This window comes from Ideonella sp. A 288 (assembly GCF_002198735.1).
Taxonomy (GTDB): domain Bacteria; phylum Pseudomonadota; class Gammaproteobacteria; order Burkholderiales; family Burkholderiaceae_C; genus Pseudaquabacterium.
Window position 1 is genome coordinate 44042 of record NZ_MWLO01000124.1, and the last position, 16079, is coordinate 60120.

The 16079-nt window shown below is 71.5% G+C and carries 15 protein-coding genes; 8 read left to right on the forward strand and 7 right to left on the reverse strand.

Going from position 1 to position 16079, the window contains the following annotated elements; all coding sequences use genetic code 11:
- Positions 1-79: 79 nt before the first annotated feature.
- From EOINJALH_RS15270 to EOINJALH_RS15280, 3 genes are read left to right on the forward strand one after another with little or no spacing between them, the layout of a single operon-like run.
- On the forward strand, positions 80-1522 hold the full coding sequence (locus EOINJALH_RS15270) for a sensor histidine kinase (RefSeq protein ID WP_088281506.1): 1443 nt from the start codon (positions 80-82) through the stop codon (positions 1520-1522).
- Positions 1519-2016 (forward strand): hypothetical protein, encoded by a 498-nt coding sequence (locus tag EOINJALH_RS15275; protein WP_088281508.1) that lies wholly within the window; start codon positions 1519-1521, stop codon positions 2014-2016. The genes EOINJALH_RS15270 and EOINJALH_RS15275 overlap by 4 nt, the downstream gene beginning before the upstream one ends.
- A complete protein-coding gene (locus tag EOINJALH_RS15280; protein WP_088281539.1) occupies positions 2013-2873 on the forward strand; it encodes a LytTR family DNA-binding domain-containing protein in 861 nt (286 codons plus the stop codon). Before EOINJALH_RS15275 ends, EOINJALH_RS15280 begins: the two co-directional genes overlap by 4 nt.
- Here EOINJALH_RS15280 and soxR read toward each other — a convergent pair.
- Both soxR and alaC read right to left on the reverse strand, forming a co-directional pair.
- Entirely contained in the window at positions 2860-3336 is a 477-nt protein-coding gene (gene soxR, locus EOINJALH_RS15285) for a redox-sensitive transcriptional activator SoxR (protein ID WP_088281510.1), read from the reverse strand. The two genes, EOINJALH_RS15280 and soxR, sit on opposite strands and share 14 nt — an antisense overlap.
- 91 nt (positions 3337-3427) lie before the next feature.
- Positions 3428-4642, reverse strand: a complete 1215-nt coding sequence (gene alaC / locus EOINJALH_RS15290; RefSeq protein ID WP_088281512.1) for an alanine transaminase — start codon at positions 4640-4642, stop codon at positions 3428-3430.
- A 234-nt stretch (positions 4643-4876) separates the two neighbouring features.
- On the opposite strand from alaC, the gene EOINJALH_RS15295 reads away from it, so the two are divergent.
- On the forward strand, positions 4877-5365 hold the full coding sequence (locus EOINJALH_RS15295) for a VOC family protein (protein WP_199873387.1): 489 nt from the start codon (positions 4877-4879) through the stop codon (positions 5363-5365).
- On the opposite strand, the gene EOINJALH_RS15300 is transcribed toward EOINJALH_RS15295, so the two are convergent.
- Both EOINJALH_RS15300 and EOINJALH_RS15305 read right to left on the reverse strand, forming a co-directional pair.
- A complete protein-coding gene (locus EOINJALH_RS15300; RefSeq protein ID WP_144290044.1) occupies positions 5353-6039 on the reverse strand; it encodes a hypothetical protein in 687 nt (228 codons plus the stop codon). The two genes, EOINJALH_RS15295 and EOINJALH_RS15300, sit on opposite strands and share 13 nt — an antisense overlap.
- 147 nt (positions 6040-6186) lie before the next feature.
- Positions 6187-8244 (reverse strand): ATP-dependent helicase, encoded by a 2058-nt coding sequence (locus EOINJALH_RS15305; RefSeq protein WP_088281516.1) that lies wholly within the window; start codon positions 8242-8244, stop codon positions 6187-6189.
- A 118-nt stretch (positions 8245-8362) separates the two neighbouring features.
- Between EOINJALH_RS15305 and EOINJALH_RS15310 the strand changes: the two genes are divergently transcribed.
- Together EOINJALH_RS15310 and EOINJALH_RS15315 are read left to right on the forward strand one after the other, a co-directional pair.
- Positions 8363-9061, forward strand: coding sequence for a glutathione S-transferase family protein (locus EOINJALH_RS15310; RefSeq protein WP_158219784.1), 699 nt, complete (start codon positions 8363-8365; stop codon positions 9059-9061).
- Positions 9062-9146: 85 nt separating this feature from the next.
- Complete coding sequence (locus tag EOINJALH_RS15315) at positions 9147-10115, forward strand: AEC family transporter (RefSeq protein WP_088281520.1); 969 nt, start codon at positions 9147-9149, stop codon at positions 10113-10115.
- A gap of 21 nt (positions 10116-10136) precedes the next feature.
- On the opposite strand, the gene EOINJALH_RS15320 is transcribed toward EOINJALH_RS15315, so the two are convergent.
- The 3 genes from EOINJALH_RS15320 to EOINJALH_RS15330 form a co-directional block, all read right to left on the reverse strand.
- Positions 10137-12215, reverse strand: coding sequence for a primosomal protein N' (locus EOINJALH_RS15320; protein WP_088281522.1), 2079 nt, complete (start codon positions 12213-12215; stop codon positions 10137-10139).
- Positions 12216-12568: 353 nt separating this feature from the next.
- Positions 12569-13663 (reverse strand): uroporphyrinogen decarboxylase, encoded by a 1095-nt coding sequence (hemE, locus tag EOINJALH_RS15325; RefSeq protein ID WP_088281524.1) that lies wholly within the window; start codon positions 13661-13663, stop codon positions 12569-12571.
- Between the two features lie 98 nt (positions 13664-13761).
- Positions 13762-14568, reverse strand: coding sequence for a hypothetical protein (locus EOINJALH_RS15330; RefSeq protein ID WP_088281525.1), 807 nt, complete (start codon positions 14566-14568; stop codon positions 13762-13764).
- A 101-nt stretch (positions 14569-14669) separates the two neighbouring features.
- On the opposite strand from EOINJALH_RS15330, the gene EOINJALH_RS15335 reads away from it, so the two are divergent.
- Together EOINJALH_RS15335 and EOINJALH_RS15340 are read left to right on the forward strand one after the other, a co-directional pair.
- A complete protein-coding gene (locus EOINJALH_RS15335) occupies positions 14670-15287 on the forward strand; it encodes a LemA family protein (protein ID WP_088281527.1) in 618 nt (205 codons plus the stop codon).
- A 9-nt stretch (positions 15288-15296) separates the two neighbouring features.
- The coding region (locus EOINJALH_RS15340) for a YgcG family protein (RefSeq protein WP_088281529.1) at positions 15297-16079 on the forward strand (783 nt) is incomplete at its 3' end.

Consider the following 16079-nt stretch of genomic DNA (forward strand, 5'->3'; position numbering starts at 1 on the left):
ATGCAGCGTGTCGCAAAGGCCGGGCGGCGGCGGGCCGGGGTGCGTACAGTGGCCCATCTCCCCGAATCGCACCGCCCCCATGTCCACCCCCAATGCCGGCTCGCCCAGGTCACCCCGCTGGCAGCAATCCTCGGCCACCATCGTCCGCGCCTTCCACGCGTATGCCGGCTGGCTGGTGACGATCAGCTGGAAGCGCTTCTTCCTGCTGTCGCTGCTGCTGCTGGTGTCCGCCGGCATCCTGCAGAACGTGCCGCCCTTCCGCTGGACCTACACCGAGCGGGTGTCCAGCCCCGAGTCGGCGATCGTCATCACGCCGCCGACCCCGCCGGCGCCACCGTCGGCGCCGCGCCGCGAGCCGATCATCAAGATCGACAAGCCCCGGCCCGGCAGCAAGACGGAGGGGGTCGAGATCTCCATCGACGAGCGCGGCATCCGCATCACGCCGAGGTCGCCGGCAGCGGCCTCCGCGGCGTCGGCAGCGGCCTCCGGGGCCAGCGCCGGGGCGACCGCGGCCAGCGCCCCGGTCGTCGACATCCGCCTGCCCGAAGGCGTCACCTCGGAGGCCGTGAAAGAGGCCGTGCAGCAGGCCCGCCGCGAGATCGAGGACGCCGTCCGCGCCGCCAAGGAGGAGGCCCGCGACGCCGCCGAAGCGGCACGCCTGGATGCCGAGGAGGCCGCCCGCGAGGCCGCGGAGGCCACCCAGGAGGCCGCCCGGGCGGTGTCGCGCGGCGGCACGCACGAACAGACCCGCACCGTCCGTTTCGGCGACGCCTTGCCCGAACTGGCCTTCCTGTGGATCCTGGCCTCGGCCGTCATCAAGATCACCTACAAGCGCCAGATCCAGGCCGAGGCGCAGGCCGCGCAGGCGGTGGAGACGGCCGAGGCCGAATCGCTGCGCCGCCAGGTGCTCGAGGCCCGCATGGCCGCGATGCAGGCGCAGGTGGAGCCGCATTTCCTGTTCAACACGCTGGCCTCCATCGACCACCTGATCGAGGTCGACCCCAAGCGCGCCAGCGTGATGCAGAAGAACCTGATCGCGCTGCTGCGTGCCAGCATGCCCACCATGCGCGAGGCCGGCGACGGTGGCCCGCGCGACCTGGGCCGCGAGTTGTCGGTGATCCGCCCCTACCTCGAGATCCTGAAGGTGCGCATGGAAGAGCGGCTGACCACCGACCTGCGCGTGCCCGACGGCCTGCTGTCGGCCGAGTTCCCGCAGATGATGGTGCAGACGCTGGTGGAAAACGCCATCAAGCACGGCCTCGAACCCAAGCCCGAAGGCGGAAACCTCGAGGTGCGGGCCGAGATCCTGCACGGCAAGCTGGCCGTCACGGTGGCCGACACCGGCCTGGGCTTCGGCCGGGCGGCCACGGCCGGCACCGGCGTGGGCCTGGCCAACATCCGCGAACGGCTGCAACTGCTCTACGGCAGCAAGGCTGCGCTGACCATCACCGAGAACCCCGGCGGCGGCACCGTCGCCACCATCACCGTGCCCTACAAGCCCCTGCAAGGAGACACGGCATGAGCGACTCCACTGGCCACGCGGCGCAGACCCGTTCGGTGCCGGCGGGCTTCACCGGTGCCCCCGGCGCGCAGCCACGCCGGCGCCTGCCACGCCCGCTGCTGGCTCTGCTGCTGGTGCTGGCCCTGCTGGCCGCGGGGATCGCGCTGGCCTGGCATGGCATGGCGCAGGTGACGCTGCCGCCGGTGTCGGTGGTGATCGACGGCGACGAGGTGCTCAGCGGCGTCGACCTCGGTGCGCTGACCATCGGTGAACAGGCCTGCGTGGCGGGCGGCGTGGTGCTGGCGATCCTGGCGGTCGCCGTGGTGGTGCCGCTGACGCTGCTGGTCGCGGCCGCCGTCGTCGCCACCGTGCTGCTGGTGGTGGCCGGCGTGCCGGTGCTGGTGGCGGGCGTGCTGCTGGCCGTGCTGCTGTCACCGCTGTGGCTGGCGGCCCTGCTGCTGTGGTGGCTGCTGCGCCGCAGGGCGGCACCGCGCTCCGCTACGATGGCCGGATGACCAGCGAAACCGCCCACCCCGAGCCCGACGGCCCCGGCGCGCACGGCGCCGTGCGCGCCGTGATCGCCGACGACGAGCGCCTGATGCGCGAGCAACTGCGTGCGCGCCTGGCCGAGGTCTGGCCCGAACTGCAGGTGGTGGCCGAGGCCCGCAATGGCATCGAGGCGGTCGAACTGGTCGAGCAGCACCGGCCCGACCTGGTCTTCCTCGACATCCGCATGCCCGGCCTCACCGGCGTGGATGCGGCGCGAAAGATCGCCCAGATGGAGGTGGCCGACGACGAGTCGCTGCCCGAGGTGGTGTTCATCACCGCCTACGACCAGTACGCGGTCGAGGCCTTCGAGCAGGGCGTGGTCGACTATGTGCTCAAACCCGCCGAGCGCGAGCGCCTGGCCGTCACGGTGGCGCGCATCCGCCGCCGACTGGCCGCCCGCGGCACGCCCGAGGGCATGGCCGACGCCGACCGCGCCCCGCCTGTGCAGCAGTTGCTGCACAAGCTGGCCGCGCAGCTGACCCCGGGCACGGCGCCGCGCTACCTCGAATGGATCCAGGCCACCGTCGGCCAGGGCATCCAGATGATCCCGGTGGCCGAGGTGCTGTTCTTCATCAGCGACGAGAAGTACACCCGCGTGCAGACCGCGCAGGTCGAGGCGCTGATCCGCAAGCCGATCAAGGAGCTGATCGACGAGCTCGACCCGCATGCCTTCTGGCAGATCCACCGCTCGACGCTGGTCAACGTGAAGGCCATCGCCGGCATCACCCGCGACTTCCGTGGCCGGCAGATCGTCAGCGTCAAGGGCCACCCCGAGAAGCTCGAGGTGAGCCGCAGCTACACGCACCTGTTCAAGGGGATGTAGCCCGCGGCCGCGGCGGCCGCTCGCCGGCCAGGTAGCGCGCACCGGGGCCGCGCCGACCGGCGGCGTCTTGCGGGTTGTACAGCGCGCACGACTTCAGCGACAGGCAGCCGCAGCCGATGCAGGCCCCCAGCTGGTCGCGCAGCGCGGTGAGCGCGGCGATGCGGGCGTCCAGCAGCGGCTGCCAGGAGCGCGCCAAGCGCTCCCAGTCGGCCTTGGTGGGCGTGCGCGCGTCGGGCAGGCCGGACAGCGCCTCGCGGATCTCGGCCAGGCCCAGCCCCACCGCCTGGGCTGCGCGGATGAAGGACACCCGCCGCAACACGTGCCGCGGATACTGCCGATGGCGGCCCGCGGTGCGGGCGCCGCTGATCAGGCCCTGGGCCTCGTAGAAGCGCAGCGCGCTGGCCGCCACGCCGGCGCGGCGTGTCAGTTCACCGATGGCGATCCAGCCGGGGTCCGTCGACATGGGCAGCTCCGTTTCAAGCTTCAAGTTCGATTGAACTCGACTGTTGCCGCCCCGGACCGCGCTGTCAATGCGCCGCGGCCCGCGTCGGGCTTCAGGCCGTCACGCCATCGGCCTTGAACATGGCCTTGATGCCGCGCACCGCCTGTCGGATGCGCGACTCGTTCTCGATCAGCGCGAAGCGCACGTGGTCGTCGCCATGGTCGCCGAAGCCGATGCCGGGCGACACCGACACCTTGGCCTTGTCGAGCAGCTGGCGCGCGAACTCCAGCGAACCGAGCGCCTTGTAGCGCTCGGGGATCGCGGCCCAGATGTACATCGACGCCTTGGGGCACTCCACCGCCCACCCTGCCTCGCGCAGGCCCTTGACGAGCACGTCGCGGCGCTTCTGGTAGGTGGCGGCGATGTCGCGCACGCACTGCTGGTCGCCTTCGAGCGCCGCGATCGCGGCCACCTGCACCGGCGTGAAGCTGCCGTAGTCGTGATAGCTCTTCATGCGGGCCAGTGCATGCACCAGGTCGGCGTTGCCGACCATGAAGCCGATGCGCCAGCCGGCCATGTTGTAGCTCTTGCTGAGGGTGAAGAACTCCACCGCCACGTCCTTGGCCCCGGGCACCTGCATGATGGACGGCGCCTTCCAGCCGTCGTACACGATGTCGGCATAGGCCAGGTCGTGCACCACCAGGATCTCGTGCTTGCGCGCCAGCGCCACCACTCGCTCGAAGAAGTCGAGTTCCACGCACTGCGCCGTCGGGTTGGACGGGAAGCCCAGCACCATCATCTTCGGCTTGGGGTAGCTGCCGCGGATGGCCTTCTCGAGCTCGCCGAAGAACTCGGCCGACGGCATGCCCGGCGACAGCGGCACCGAGCGGATGTCGGCCCCGGCGATGACCGCGCCGTAGATGTGGATGGGGTAGCTGGGGTCGGGCACCAGCACGGTGTCACCGCGGTCCAGCGTGGCGAGCATCAGGTGCGCCAGGCCTTCCTTCGAGCCGATGGTGACGATGGCCTCGGTGTCGGGGTCGATGGCCACGCCGTAGCGGTCGCGGTACCAGTGCGAGATGGCCCGGCGCAGCCTCGGGATGCCCTTGCTGGCCGAGTAGCCGTGGGTGTCGGGGCGCTGGGCCACCTCGGCCAGCTTGGCCACGATGTGCGCCGGCGTGGCGCCATCAGGGTTGCCCATGCTCATGTCGATGATGTCCTCGCCGCGCCGGCGGGCGGCCAGCTTCCACTCGGCGGTGGTGTTGAAGACGTAGGGGGGCAGGCGATCGATGCGCGCAAAGCGGCGGCGCGCCGGAGAGGCGGTCATGGCAGTGACTTTCACGTGAGCGCCCGGAACCGTCCGAGCGACGTGACCTGGGCAAGGCGCCCGGGCCGGACACGATGCTAGCCGAAGTGACGCGGGTCCAATGCGCACGCCGGCGCGGGTGCGCTCGGCCGCCCCGCCGTGCCCCGCTCCACGTCGGCATCGGCATCGGCATCGGCATCGGCATCGGCGGCCTTGACATGAAGTTCCCTTTAACTTGCACAGTACGGCCGGCCGATGAGCCTCGCGCCCATCGGCATCCACCCGGCCACCCACATCACCCAGGACCCCAGCACCATGGACACCGAAGCCCTCGAGCACCTCAACCTCACCGTCGCCGACCTCGACGCCACGCTGGCCTTCCTGCAAGCCGCCCTGCCCACCTGGCAGGTGCGCGGCGAAGGCCGGCTCGACTGGCATGGCAAGGCGATCCGATGGCTGCACGTGGGCACGCCCTCGTGCTACATCGCGCTGCAGGGCGGCGGCGAAGGCGAGGCGCCAGACTGGACCGGCCACGCCATCGGCGCCAGGCACGCCGGCCTGCGGGTGCCTTCGCTCGACGCGGTGGTGCAACGCCTCGCGCTGGCCGGCCATGCGGTGGATCACCCCGGCGGCACGCACCCGCACCGCCGCAGCGTGTACTACACGCTGCCGGGCGCCTTGCAGTTCGAGTTCGTCGAGTACCTGTCGGACGATCCCGCCCAGCGCAACGACTACGCCCGCTGACCGGCCGTGGCCGGCTCGCTCAGGTCGAGGTCGACGCTCTGCAGGTTGCGCGGCACGTCGAAGCGCGAATCGCCCCGCTCGACCGGCCTGCAGGGCGCGGCCGACTCCGCCGCGCGCACGGCCGCGCGAGCTGCCGATTCGGCCATCGCGCGCACGTCCACGTGCGCCGGGATCGCGCCGGTCTGGTAGGCCAGTTGGTTCAGCACACGCTGCGCCTGGCGGCTGGCGGCGCGCTCGGCGTCGTCGGTGGTCGGCTGCGGCGCCACGCGGGTCTCGGGCCGCGGCGCCGCGGGCGTGGCCAGCGGCCGCAGCTGGGACGGGCCCCCCGACGTTGCGGGCGCCGGGCTGGGCAGTTCACCGGCTCGCGCGCGGCGCGGCACGGCGTCCAGCGCGCGCATCACGCGCACCAGATTGATCGGCCGCGGCAGGTGCAGCAGCGAGCCCGGCCGGTCGACCGCCCCCAGCAGCACGGTGTGACCGAGCAGATGGCGCCGCTCCAGCGTCGCACAGGCCGCGGCGTCGTCGGCGTCGGCAATGATGAAGTCGGCCCTGGACAGGCTGGTCTCGAGCGCGTACGCCGGCTCGCGCTTGCGGGCCAGGCGGAAGAACGACTCGAAGGTCTCGCGCTCGAAGCGCGTGAAGCCGAGCAATGCGACGGACCTGGTATGCGACATGGACACTTCTTTCCGGGCACTGCGCCTTCGGAAGATGTCGGCCCGCCAGCCCGCGCCTTGAGGCACGGGCCGCGGTGCACCGCCTGGGTGCGCCGCGGGCCGTGACGGGCGTCACGGACGGCGCCCCGATCGGCACGCCGGACGGCCTCAGCCGGTCGCCGTCGGCGTCAGGCGCGCGGCCAGTTCGGCGCGCAGTTTCTTCAGCCGCTCGCGCGGGTCTTCCTTGGTGGTCACCTCGTTCAGCTTCATCTCGGCGATGAAGCGGCTGGGGATGCCCTGCACCGTGTCGCGGCCCTTCTTGCGCCGCCGCAGGGTGCTGACATGCAAGGTGGTGCGGGCCCGGGTGATGCCCACGTACATCAGCCGGCGCTCTTCCTCGATGCGCTCGGGCGTCATCTCGTCGGCATCGCTGCGGAACGGCAGCAGGCCTTCGTTGATGCCGGCCAGCAGCACGTGCGGCCACTCCAGGCCCTTGCTGGCGTGCAGCGTGGACAGCGTGACCACGTCCTGGTCGTCGCCACGCTCGGCCAGGCTGATGATGACGCTGATGGTCTGCGCCACCTGCAGCACGGTCTGCTTCGGGCTCTGCTCGGCGCTGCCGTCGTTGGCCACCTCGCCGCCGCAGCGCCGCGCGATCCAGTCGACGAAATCGAGCACGTTGGCCCAGCGTGCGGTGGCCACCTTCTCGCTGTCCTCGCCGTCGTACAGGTGCTGCTCGTAGCCGATGTCCTTCAGCCAGCCCAGCAGCAGCTCGCGCGCGGCCTCGGCGCCCTCGGTGTGGCGGGCGCGGTACTCGAGCTCGTTGACGCAGCGGCCGAACTCGTGCAGCGAGCCCACCGCCTTGGTGCCCAGCTGCGCCGCCAGGCTGGCCGCGAACAGCGATTCGAACAGGCTCTTCTTCCACTGCCCCGAGAACTCGCCCAACTTGCCCAGCGTGGTGTGGCCGATGCCGCGCTTGGGCGTGGTCACGGCGCGCAGGAAGGCCGGGTCGTCGTCGTTGTTGACCAGCAGCCGCAGCCAGGCGCACAGGTCCTTGATCTCGGCCCGGTCGAAGTAGCTCTGGCCGCCCGACACCTTGTAGGGGATCTGCGCCGCGCGCAGCTTCTGCTCGATCACGCGCGACTGGTGGTTGGCGCGGTACAGGATCGCGAAGTCGCTGAACTTCACCTCGCCACCGCGGGCGCGCTGCGCCTGGATCATGGCCACGGCGCGCTCGGCCTCGTGCTCCTCGCCGTCGCACTCGAGCAGGCGCACCGGCTCGCCGTCGCCGAACTCGCTCCACAGCTTCTTCTCGAACAGCTTGGGGTTGCCGGCGATGACGTGGTTGGCCGCGCGCAGGATGTTGCCCGTGGAGCGGTAGTTCTGCTCCAGCGGAATCACCTTCAGGTTGGGCCAGTCCTGCGGCAGGCGCTTGAGGTTGTCGATGGTGGCGCCGCGCCAGCCGTAGATGCTCTGGTCGTCGTCGCCCACCGCGGTGAAGAAGCCGCGGCGGCGGTCGTCCTCGTGGTCGACCAGCGCCTTGAGCAGTTCGTACTGCACGGCGTTGGTGTCCTGGTACTCGTCGACCAGCACGTGCCGGAAGCGGTCCTGCCACTTGGCGCGGGCCTCGGCGTCACGCTGCAGCAGCTTCAGCGGCAGCGAGATCAGGTCGTCGAAGTCCACGGCCTGGTAGGCCGCCAGGCGCTCTTCGTAGAGCTTCATCACGCGGGCGGCCACCTGCTCGTCAGCGTCCTTGGCGGCGGCCGCGGCGGCGTCGCTGTTCAGCCCCTGGTTCTTCCACAGGCTGATGGTCCACTGCCAGCGCTTGGCCAACGCGTTGTCGGTGGCGCCGCCGGCCTCGCGCAACACGCCCAGCACGTCGTCGCTGTCAAGGATCGAGAAGCGCTCCTTCAGCCCCAGGCGCGTGCCGTCCTCGCGCAGCAGGCGCACACCCAGCGAGTGGAAGGTGGAGATGGCCAGGTCGCGCGAGGCCCGCGAACCCACCAGGCCCTTGGCCCGCTCGCGCATCTCCTGCGCCGCCTTGTTGGTGAAGGTGATGGCGGCGATCTGCTTCGGCTCCAGCCCGGCCTGCAGCAGGCGTGCGATCTTGTGCACGATGACCCGCGTCTTGCCCGAGCCGGCCCCGGCCAGCACCAGGCAGGGCCCCGAGAGGTGGTGCACGGCGTCGAGCTGGGCGGGGTTGAGCGAGGTGGGGGCGTCGGCCATGGGCGCGCCGGGCGGCGACTGAAGGTGGGGGCGGCGGATGATAGCCAACCGGTTGGGGCGGCCGGCTTGCGATACTGTGCGCGAAGCCCGCCGTCCGGGGTGGGTTGGAATGCGCACGATGATCGAACTGCTGCAGTTCAAACCCGCCTTCGGCCTGATGAACGCCAGCCCCTTCTGCATGAAGGTCGAGGTCTTCCTTCGGCTGGCCGGCCTGGAGTACCGGTGCGTCGACGGGCAGATGCCGATGGGCACGCCCAAGGGCAAGCTGCCGGTGCTGCGCGACGGCGATGCGCTGGTGGCCGACTCGCAGGCCATCGTCGAGCACCTGCAACGCCGCCACGGCGAGCGCATGCCGGCCGCCCTGCGCGCGCCCGACAGCCCGCAGGGGCTGGCGCTGCGGCGCATGCTCGAGGAGCACACCTACTTCACCGCGCTGTGGCTGCGCTGGGTCGACGACGCCGGCTGGCGGCTGACGGCGCCGGCCTTCTTCGGCCACCTGCCCTGGCCGCTGCGGCACCTGGCGCCGGCGCTGGTGCGGCACAAGATGCGGCGCGACCTGGTCGGCCAGGGCATGGGCCGCCACAGCCGCGACGAGATCTGCGCCCGCGCCATCGCCGACCTGCACGCGCTGGTCGGGCTGCTGGGCGACCGCCCATTCTTCGGTGGCGGCGAGCCGCGGGCGGTCGATGCCACGGCCTACGCCTTCCTCGCGAACCTGCTGTGGACCCCGTTCGACCACCCGGTGCGCGCCACCGGCCTGCGCATGCCCACGCTGCTGGCCTACGCCGAGCGCATGGACGCACGCATCGGCCGCTGACCCCGCCGTCGCACGACCGAGCCTGCAGCCCTGCAGCCCATGGCGGCAACCGCGCCAGGGGGTGGCTGAGATACTTCCGGCCTCCATGCAGGCGATCCTCAGCGTCACCGTTCCGTTCTTCGCGCTCGTGCTGGCCGGCTGGCTGGCGGCGCGGCGGCACGTGCTGCCCGAGTCCGCCATCCCGGGGCTGAACGCCTACGTGCTGTACTTCGCGCTGCCGTGCCTGCTGTTCCGCTTCGGCGCCGGCACGCCGGTGCTGCAGTTGCTGAACCCCTACGTGCTGGCGGTGTACCTGGTGTGCGCGCTGCTGATCGTGGGCTTCACCATCGCGGTGACGCTGGACAAGCACGTGGACCTGAAGAACGCCGCCTTCGGTGCGCTGGTGGCCTCGTTCCCGAACACGGGTTTCATGGGCGTGCCGCTGCTGGTGGCGCTGCTCGGGCCCGCGGCGGCCGGCCCGGTGATCTGCACCGTGCTGGCCGACCTGTTCGTCACCAGTTCGCTGTGCATCGCGGTGGCCCAGGCGCACGGCGCGGCGCACCATGGTTCACGCGAGGCCTTGACCCGGGCCTTGCGCGGCGCGCTGTCCAACCCGCTGCCCTGGTCGATCGCGCTGGGGGCGGCCTTCTCGGCGGCCGAGGTGAAGCTGGCCGGGCCGGTGGACGTGATCGTGCGCATGCTGGCCGACTCCGCCACCCCGGTGGCGCTGTTCACCATCGGCGCCGTGCTGTGGCGCGCGGGCCAGCACGTGCACACGCGCACGCCGGTGTCGCGCTACCTGCCGGTGGCGTTGATCAAGCTGTTCGTGCACCCGCTGCTGGTGCTGGCCATGGCCGCCACAGCGCAGCACCTGGGCGCCCCACTCACCAGCTTCCACCTGCTGGTGATGACGCTGGCCGCCGCGCTGCCCAGCGCCAGCAACGTGTCGCTGCTGGCCGAGCGCTACGGGGCCGACAACGGCCGCATCGCCCGCATCATCATGAGCAGCACGGTGCTGGCCTTCGTCACCTTCTCGCTGCTGGCCTGGCTGCTGGGGGTGAATCCGCAGGGCTGAGTCGGCGCCCGCGCCACCCCGTCAGATCGCCAGCGGATCGACGTCGATGGCCCAGCGCGCCAGGCCCTTGTGGTCGCCACGCAGCGCGTGCAGCCGCGGCAGCCACGCCGCCAGCAGGTGCTGCAGCTGCGGCCGCGAGGCGGCCTCCACCAGCATCTGCAGGCGCTCGATGCCGGCCACCTTCGAGATGGTCGGCGGCACCGGCGGGTAGACCGTCACGCCCTCGGCCGCGGGCAGGGCCGCGGCCTCCTGCGCGGCGGCCTTCAGGAAGGCCATGGCCACCGACGCGTCGCGGGCCTCGGCGCGCAGCAGCGCCAGGTGTCTGAAGGGCGGCAGCCCTGCGCTGCGGCGCTCGGACAACTGGCTGGCGGCGAAGGCGCCGAAATCATGCGTCTTCAAGGCCGCGTACAACGGATGCTGGGGATGCCAGGTCTGTACCCACATCTCGCTGCGGCCGGCCGACGCGGCGTCGCGGCCGGCGCGGCCGGCGGCCTGCATCAGCAGCGCGAACAGCCGCTCTGGCGCGCGGAAATCGCTGGCAAACAGCGCACTGTCGGGGTTCACCGCCACCACCAGCGTGATGCGCCGGAAATCGTGACCCTTGGTCACCATCTGCGTGCCGACGAGCACGTCCACCTCGCCCGCATGCACCTCGGCCAGGCGGCTTTCGAGCTGGCCCTTGCCGCGGGCGGTGTCGGCGTCGAGCCGGGCGATGCGGGCGCCGGGCAGCAGTTCGGCCAGCTGCTCTTCCAGCCGCTCGGTGCCGCGGCCCAGCGGCGCGATGTCGAGGTTGCCGCAGTCGGGGCAGGCGCGCGGCACGCGCTCGGTGAAACCGCAGTGGTGGCAGCGCAGCGTGCGCTCGCCCTTGTGGAAGACGCGCCAGGCGCTGCAGTGCGGGCAGCCGCTCTTCCAGCCGCAATCCGCACAGTGCAGCACCGGCGCATAGCCGCGGCGGTTGAGGAACACCAGGCTCTGCTCGCCGCGTTCGAGCCGCTCGCGCAGCGACTGCAGCACCATCGGCGCCAGCACCGGGGCCACGCCCTTCTCGCGCGGCAGCACGCCCATGTCGAACAGCCGTACCCGCGGCAGCGGCCCGTCGCCCACGCGCTGCGCCATGGTCAGGCGCTGGTAGCGACCCTCGTCGGCGCGCTGCCAGCTCTCGAGCGAGGGCGTGGCCGAGCCCAGGATCACCGGCACGCGCTCGAGGTGGGCGCGGTAGATGGCCAGGTCGCGCGCCGAGTAGCGGGCACCCTCCTGCTGCTTGTACGACGGGTCGTGCTCCTCGTCGACCACCACCAGCCCCAGCCGCGGCAGCGGCGCAAACACCGCCAGTCGCGTACCCAGCACGATATCGGCGCGCCCCAGCAAGGCCTGCAGCCAGTGCGACAGGCGCTGCGCGGGCGTCAGGCCGCTGTGCATCGCCACCAGCCGGCGCCCGGGGAAGCGCGCAGCGAAGCGCGCCTCGAGCTGCGGCGTGAGGTTGATCTCGGGCACCAGCACCAGCGCCTGGCGGCCGGCGTCGAGCACGGCCTCGGCCGCGCGCAGGTAGACCTCGGTCTTGCCGCTGCCGGTGACTCCGTGCAACAGGATCGGTGCGGGGCGCGGCTGCACGCGGGCCGCCTCGAAGGCGTCGAGGGCCAGCTGTTGCTCCGCCGCCAGCTCGGGGCGCAGCACGGGCGGCGCCGGTGTGGCGTCGACGCCACTGCCCTTGTCGAGCCGCTTGACCAGCCGCGCCTGGCGCTTGGCCAGCGTAGGCGCATCGAGCTTGCGCAGTTCGGGCGGCAGCACCGCCAGGGCCAGCTCACCGATGCCGCGCTGGTAGTAGGTGGCCGCGAATTCCACCAGGGCCAGCCAGGCGGCCGGCAGCGGCGGCAGGGCCTCGAAGGCCTCGCCGACCGGCCTGAGCGCACTGGCGGCCACTGCGTGATCGGGCTCGGCGGCCCCGGGCCAGGCGATGCCCAGCACGTCGCGCTTGCCCAGGGGCACGCGCAACAGGCTGCCGGGCGCGAGCGGGCGCTCGCTCAGGTAATCCAGCGGGCCGGACAGGTTGCTGTGCTGCGGCGTGTCCACCGCCACGCGGACGCGGACGGTGTCAGGCACGCCTCACCCCCCCGACAAAGGCGTTCGCTTGCGACAAAGCATCAACAAGCCCACCTAAGTTCATGATTGAGAAGGGCTTTTCCACCTATCCCCGTTTTCTGTGGATAACTTTGTGGGAAAGCTGCTGGCGAACGCGCTAAGTGCTTGATGCGCCGTGCCTTGGGCTGGATTGCCCAATCCTGCAGCACCCCAAAAAAGACATTTAAATTCAGTGACTTAGCACGAATTTTCGTGATTCTTCATGGTGCGCTCCGGTGCCGGATGGGCTGCTGGAGGCGAGATCGCGTTTTGGGGATAAGTCAAGCCCTGAGCACTCACTCACCCGTCACCAATTGCGATTCGTGGGACCGGGATCAACCCACTTGCCGCAAATGCCGAGAATGGGCATGCACCGTCTCCACCAGGGCCTGCACCTGGTCGATCGGGGTGTGCTGGTTGATGCCATGGCCGAGGTTGAAGACATGCCCGCCCCAGCGGCCATCGGCCCGTTTCGGCGGGCCGAAACTGTCCAGCACGGCACGCGCCTCGGCGGCCACCGCCTCGGGCGTGGCGAACAGCGCCATCGGGTCGAAGTTGCCCTGCAGCGCCACGGCGTCGTCGACGCGGCGGCGCGCCTGGCCCAGGTCGCAGGTCCAGTCGAGGCCCACCACATCGGCGCCCAGCCCGGCGATCTGCTCGAGCCACAGGCCGCCGCCCTTGGTGAAGACGATGCTCGGCACGCGCACGCCGTCGCGCACGCGCTGCAGCTTGGACAGCACGCGCTGCATGTAGGCCAGGCTGAAGGTCTGGAAGGCACGGTGCTCGAGCGCCCCGCCCCACGAGTCGAACAGCATCACGGCCTGGGCGCCAGCGTCGATCTGGGCATTGAGGTACTCGGCCACGGTGTCGGCGGTGACGGCGAGCAGGCGGTGCATCAGGTCGGGCCGGCTGTACAGCATGGTCTTGACCAGGCGGTAGTCGTCGGAGCCGCCGCCCTCGACCATGTAGCAGGCCAGCGTCCACGGGCTGCCCGAGAAGCCGATCAGCGGCACCCGGCCGTTGAGCGCCTTGCGGATGGAGGTGACGGCGTCGAACACATAACGCAGCTTGTCCATGTCCGGCACGGCCAGCGCGTTCACGGCTGCCTCGTCGCGCACCGGGTGGGCGAACTTCGGCCCTTCGCCCGGGCCGAAGCTCAGGCCCAGGCCCATGGCGTCGGGAACGGTCAGGATGTCGGAGAACAGGATCGCCGCGTCGAGCGCGAAACGGTCCAGCGGCTGAAGCGTCACCTCGGTGGCGTAGGCCGGGTTGGTGGCCAGGCCCATGAAGCTGTTGCCGGCGCGCACGCGCGTGGCCTTGTACTCCGGCAGGTAGCGGCCGGCCTGTCGCATCAGCCACAGCGGCGTGTAGTCGGTGGGCTGGCGCAGGCAAGCCCGCAGGAAGGTGTCGTTTTGGAGGGGCGCGTTCATGGGCCGCGATTATCGCGCCTGGCCCCTGACGCGACACCTCGCGGGCACCCGCCGGCGTGCGCCTGCGCCGGCGTGCGCCTGCGCGGGCGTGAGGCGTCCTACCAGCGCGTGCGCGGCCGCGCGGTGCTCTCGCGGGCCAGGCCGGCGAGCCAGGCCTCGAGCACCGGTTCGCCGCCGTCGGGCTGGGCCCAATCCCACAGCAGTTCGGGCGGCGCCACCCGGGTGCCCGGCCGCGCCGACGGCAGCGCGCGGGCCAGTTCGATGACGAACTGCGCCACGCGCGCCGGCCGCAGCGGCTGCTCGCGCTGCGGGATCATCCAGTGCAGTTGGGCCAGCAGCGCGCGGGCGACGCGGTGCAGGCCCCCCGCGGCATCGGGCCCGTCGCCCGCCTGCCGCGCCGGCCGCACGAAGACGAGCTGCTCGAAGTCCAGGCTCGCCACCGACTGCTCGTCCAGCGAGGCCAATCCTGCCTTCAGCGCCTGCGGCAGCAGGGCCGGTGCGTGCGGCAGCACGATCAGCAGCCAGCGCACGCCGGCCTGCTGCAGCCAGCGCGCCAGTTCGGGCAGGCGGGCCGCTTCCGGCCGCAGGAAGGCCGCCTCGCGCCCATGGAACGAGCGTTCGCGGTCGAAGACGACGAGGGCGGTGTCGGGCCGGTCGGCGAACGCCGGGGCCTGGTCGAGCCCGGGCGGCACGCACACGGCGTCGAGCCCGCGCAGCGCGACGTCGACGGGCTGCACCACCAAGGCCGACACATGGGCGAAGGCGCCCGCCCCGAGGGCCTGCTCGAGCACGGCGCCGCCCAGCGGGCCGGCGCCGCCCACCACCACCGCGTGTCGGCGGCGTGCGGCGGGCGCCACCGGCAGCGGCGACAGGCCCGCGCGCAGCGCATCGATCGGCTGGTTCATTGATCCGGACTGTATCGGGCGCGCGACGGCAGCCCTTGAATCCCGGCCATCCGCCCCATACTGCGGCGCGCGGAGCGTTTCCGCCCACAAGGAGTGTTTCGATGCCGGTCTCTCGCAAGCTTGTCGCCGTCGGCGCGCTGGTCTCGGCGCTGCTGCTGTCGGGGTGCGGCTACAACGACTTCCAGCGCCTGGACGAACAGGTCAAGGCCGGCTGGTCGGAGGTGCTGAACCAGTACCAGCGCCGCAGCGACCTGATCCCGAACATCGTGGCCACCGTCAAGGGCGAGGCCGGGTTCGAGCAGGACACGCTCACCAAGGTGATCGAGGCGCGGTCCAAGGCCACCAGCATCCAGGCCACGCCCGAGTTGGTGAACAACCCCGAGGCCTTTGCCAAGTTCCAGGCCGCCCAGGGCGAGCTGACGGGCGCGCTGAGCCGCCTGATGGTGGTGAGCGAGCAGTACCCCAACCTGAAGGCCAATGCGGCCTTCCAGGACCTGAGGGTGCAGCTCGAAGGCACCGAGAACCGCATCACCGTGGCCCGCAACCGCTACATCAAGACGGTGCAGGAGTACAACGTGCTGGCGCGCAGCTTCCCGACCAACCTGACGGCGATGATCTTCAGCTACCCGGTGAAGCCCAGCTTCACGGTGCAGAACGAGGCCGCGATCAGCGCGCCGCCCACGGTCAGCTTCGACAAGCCGGCGTCGGCCACCAAGTAAGTCCACGCCGTGAACGCGTGGCGCGCCTGGCGCGCGTGGGGCTTGCTGGCGCTGGCATGGTGCCTGCTGGCGCCGCTGCGCGCGCAGGACGTGCAGCCGGTGCCCGCGCTGAGCGGGCGCGTGGTCGACCTGGCGTCGGTGCTGACCGACGCGCAGCGCGGTGCCCTCGAGGCCAAGCTGGCCTCCTTCGAGGCCCAGGCCGGGCCGCAGATCGTGGTGCTGCTGGTGGCCACGACGCAGCCCGAGGACATCGCGGCCTATGCCCAGCGCGTTGCCGACAGCTGGAAGATCGGCCGCCGCGAGGTGGGCGACGGCCTGCTGCTGCTGGTGGCCCGCGACGACCGCCGCATCCGCATCGAGGTGGCCAAGGCGCTGGAAGGTGCGGTGCCCGACCTCGCGGCGCGGCAGGTCATCGACCGGGCCATCTCGCCGGCCTTCAAGAAGGGCGACTATGCCGGCGGGCTGAATGCCGGCGTGGATGCCCTGATGGCGCGCTTGCGCGGCGAGGGCCTGCCGGTTCCTGCCGCGACGGGCCAGGGCGCCGCGAAGGACTCCGGCTTCGACATCGAGGAACTGGGCCTGTTCTTCTTCATCGTCGTACCGGTGATCGGCGCGGTGATGACGGGCATGCTCGGCCGCAAGCTGGGCAGCCTGGCGACCGCCGGCGGCGCCGGCGCGCTGGTGTGGTTCGTCACCGCCAGCGCCGTGATCGCCGGGTTGGCCGGGCTCGCCGCGCTGGTGCTGGTGGGCGTGCTGGGCATCGGCGCCGCCGGGCGGCGCCGATGCCCAGCA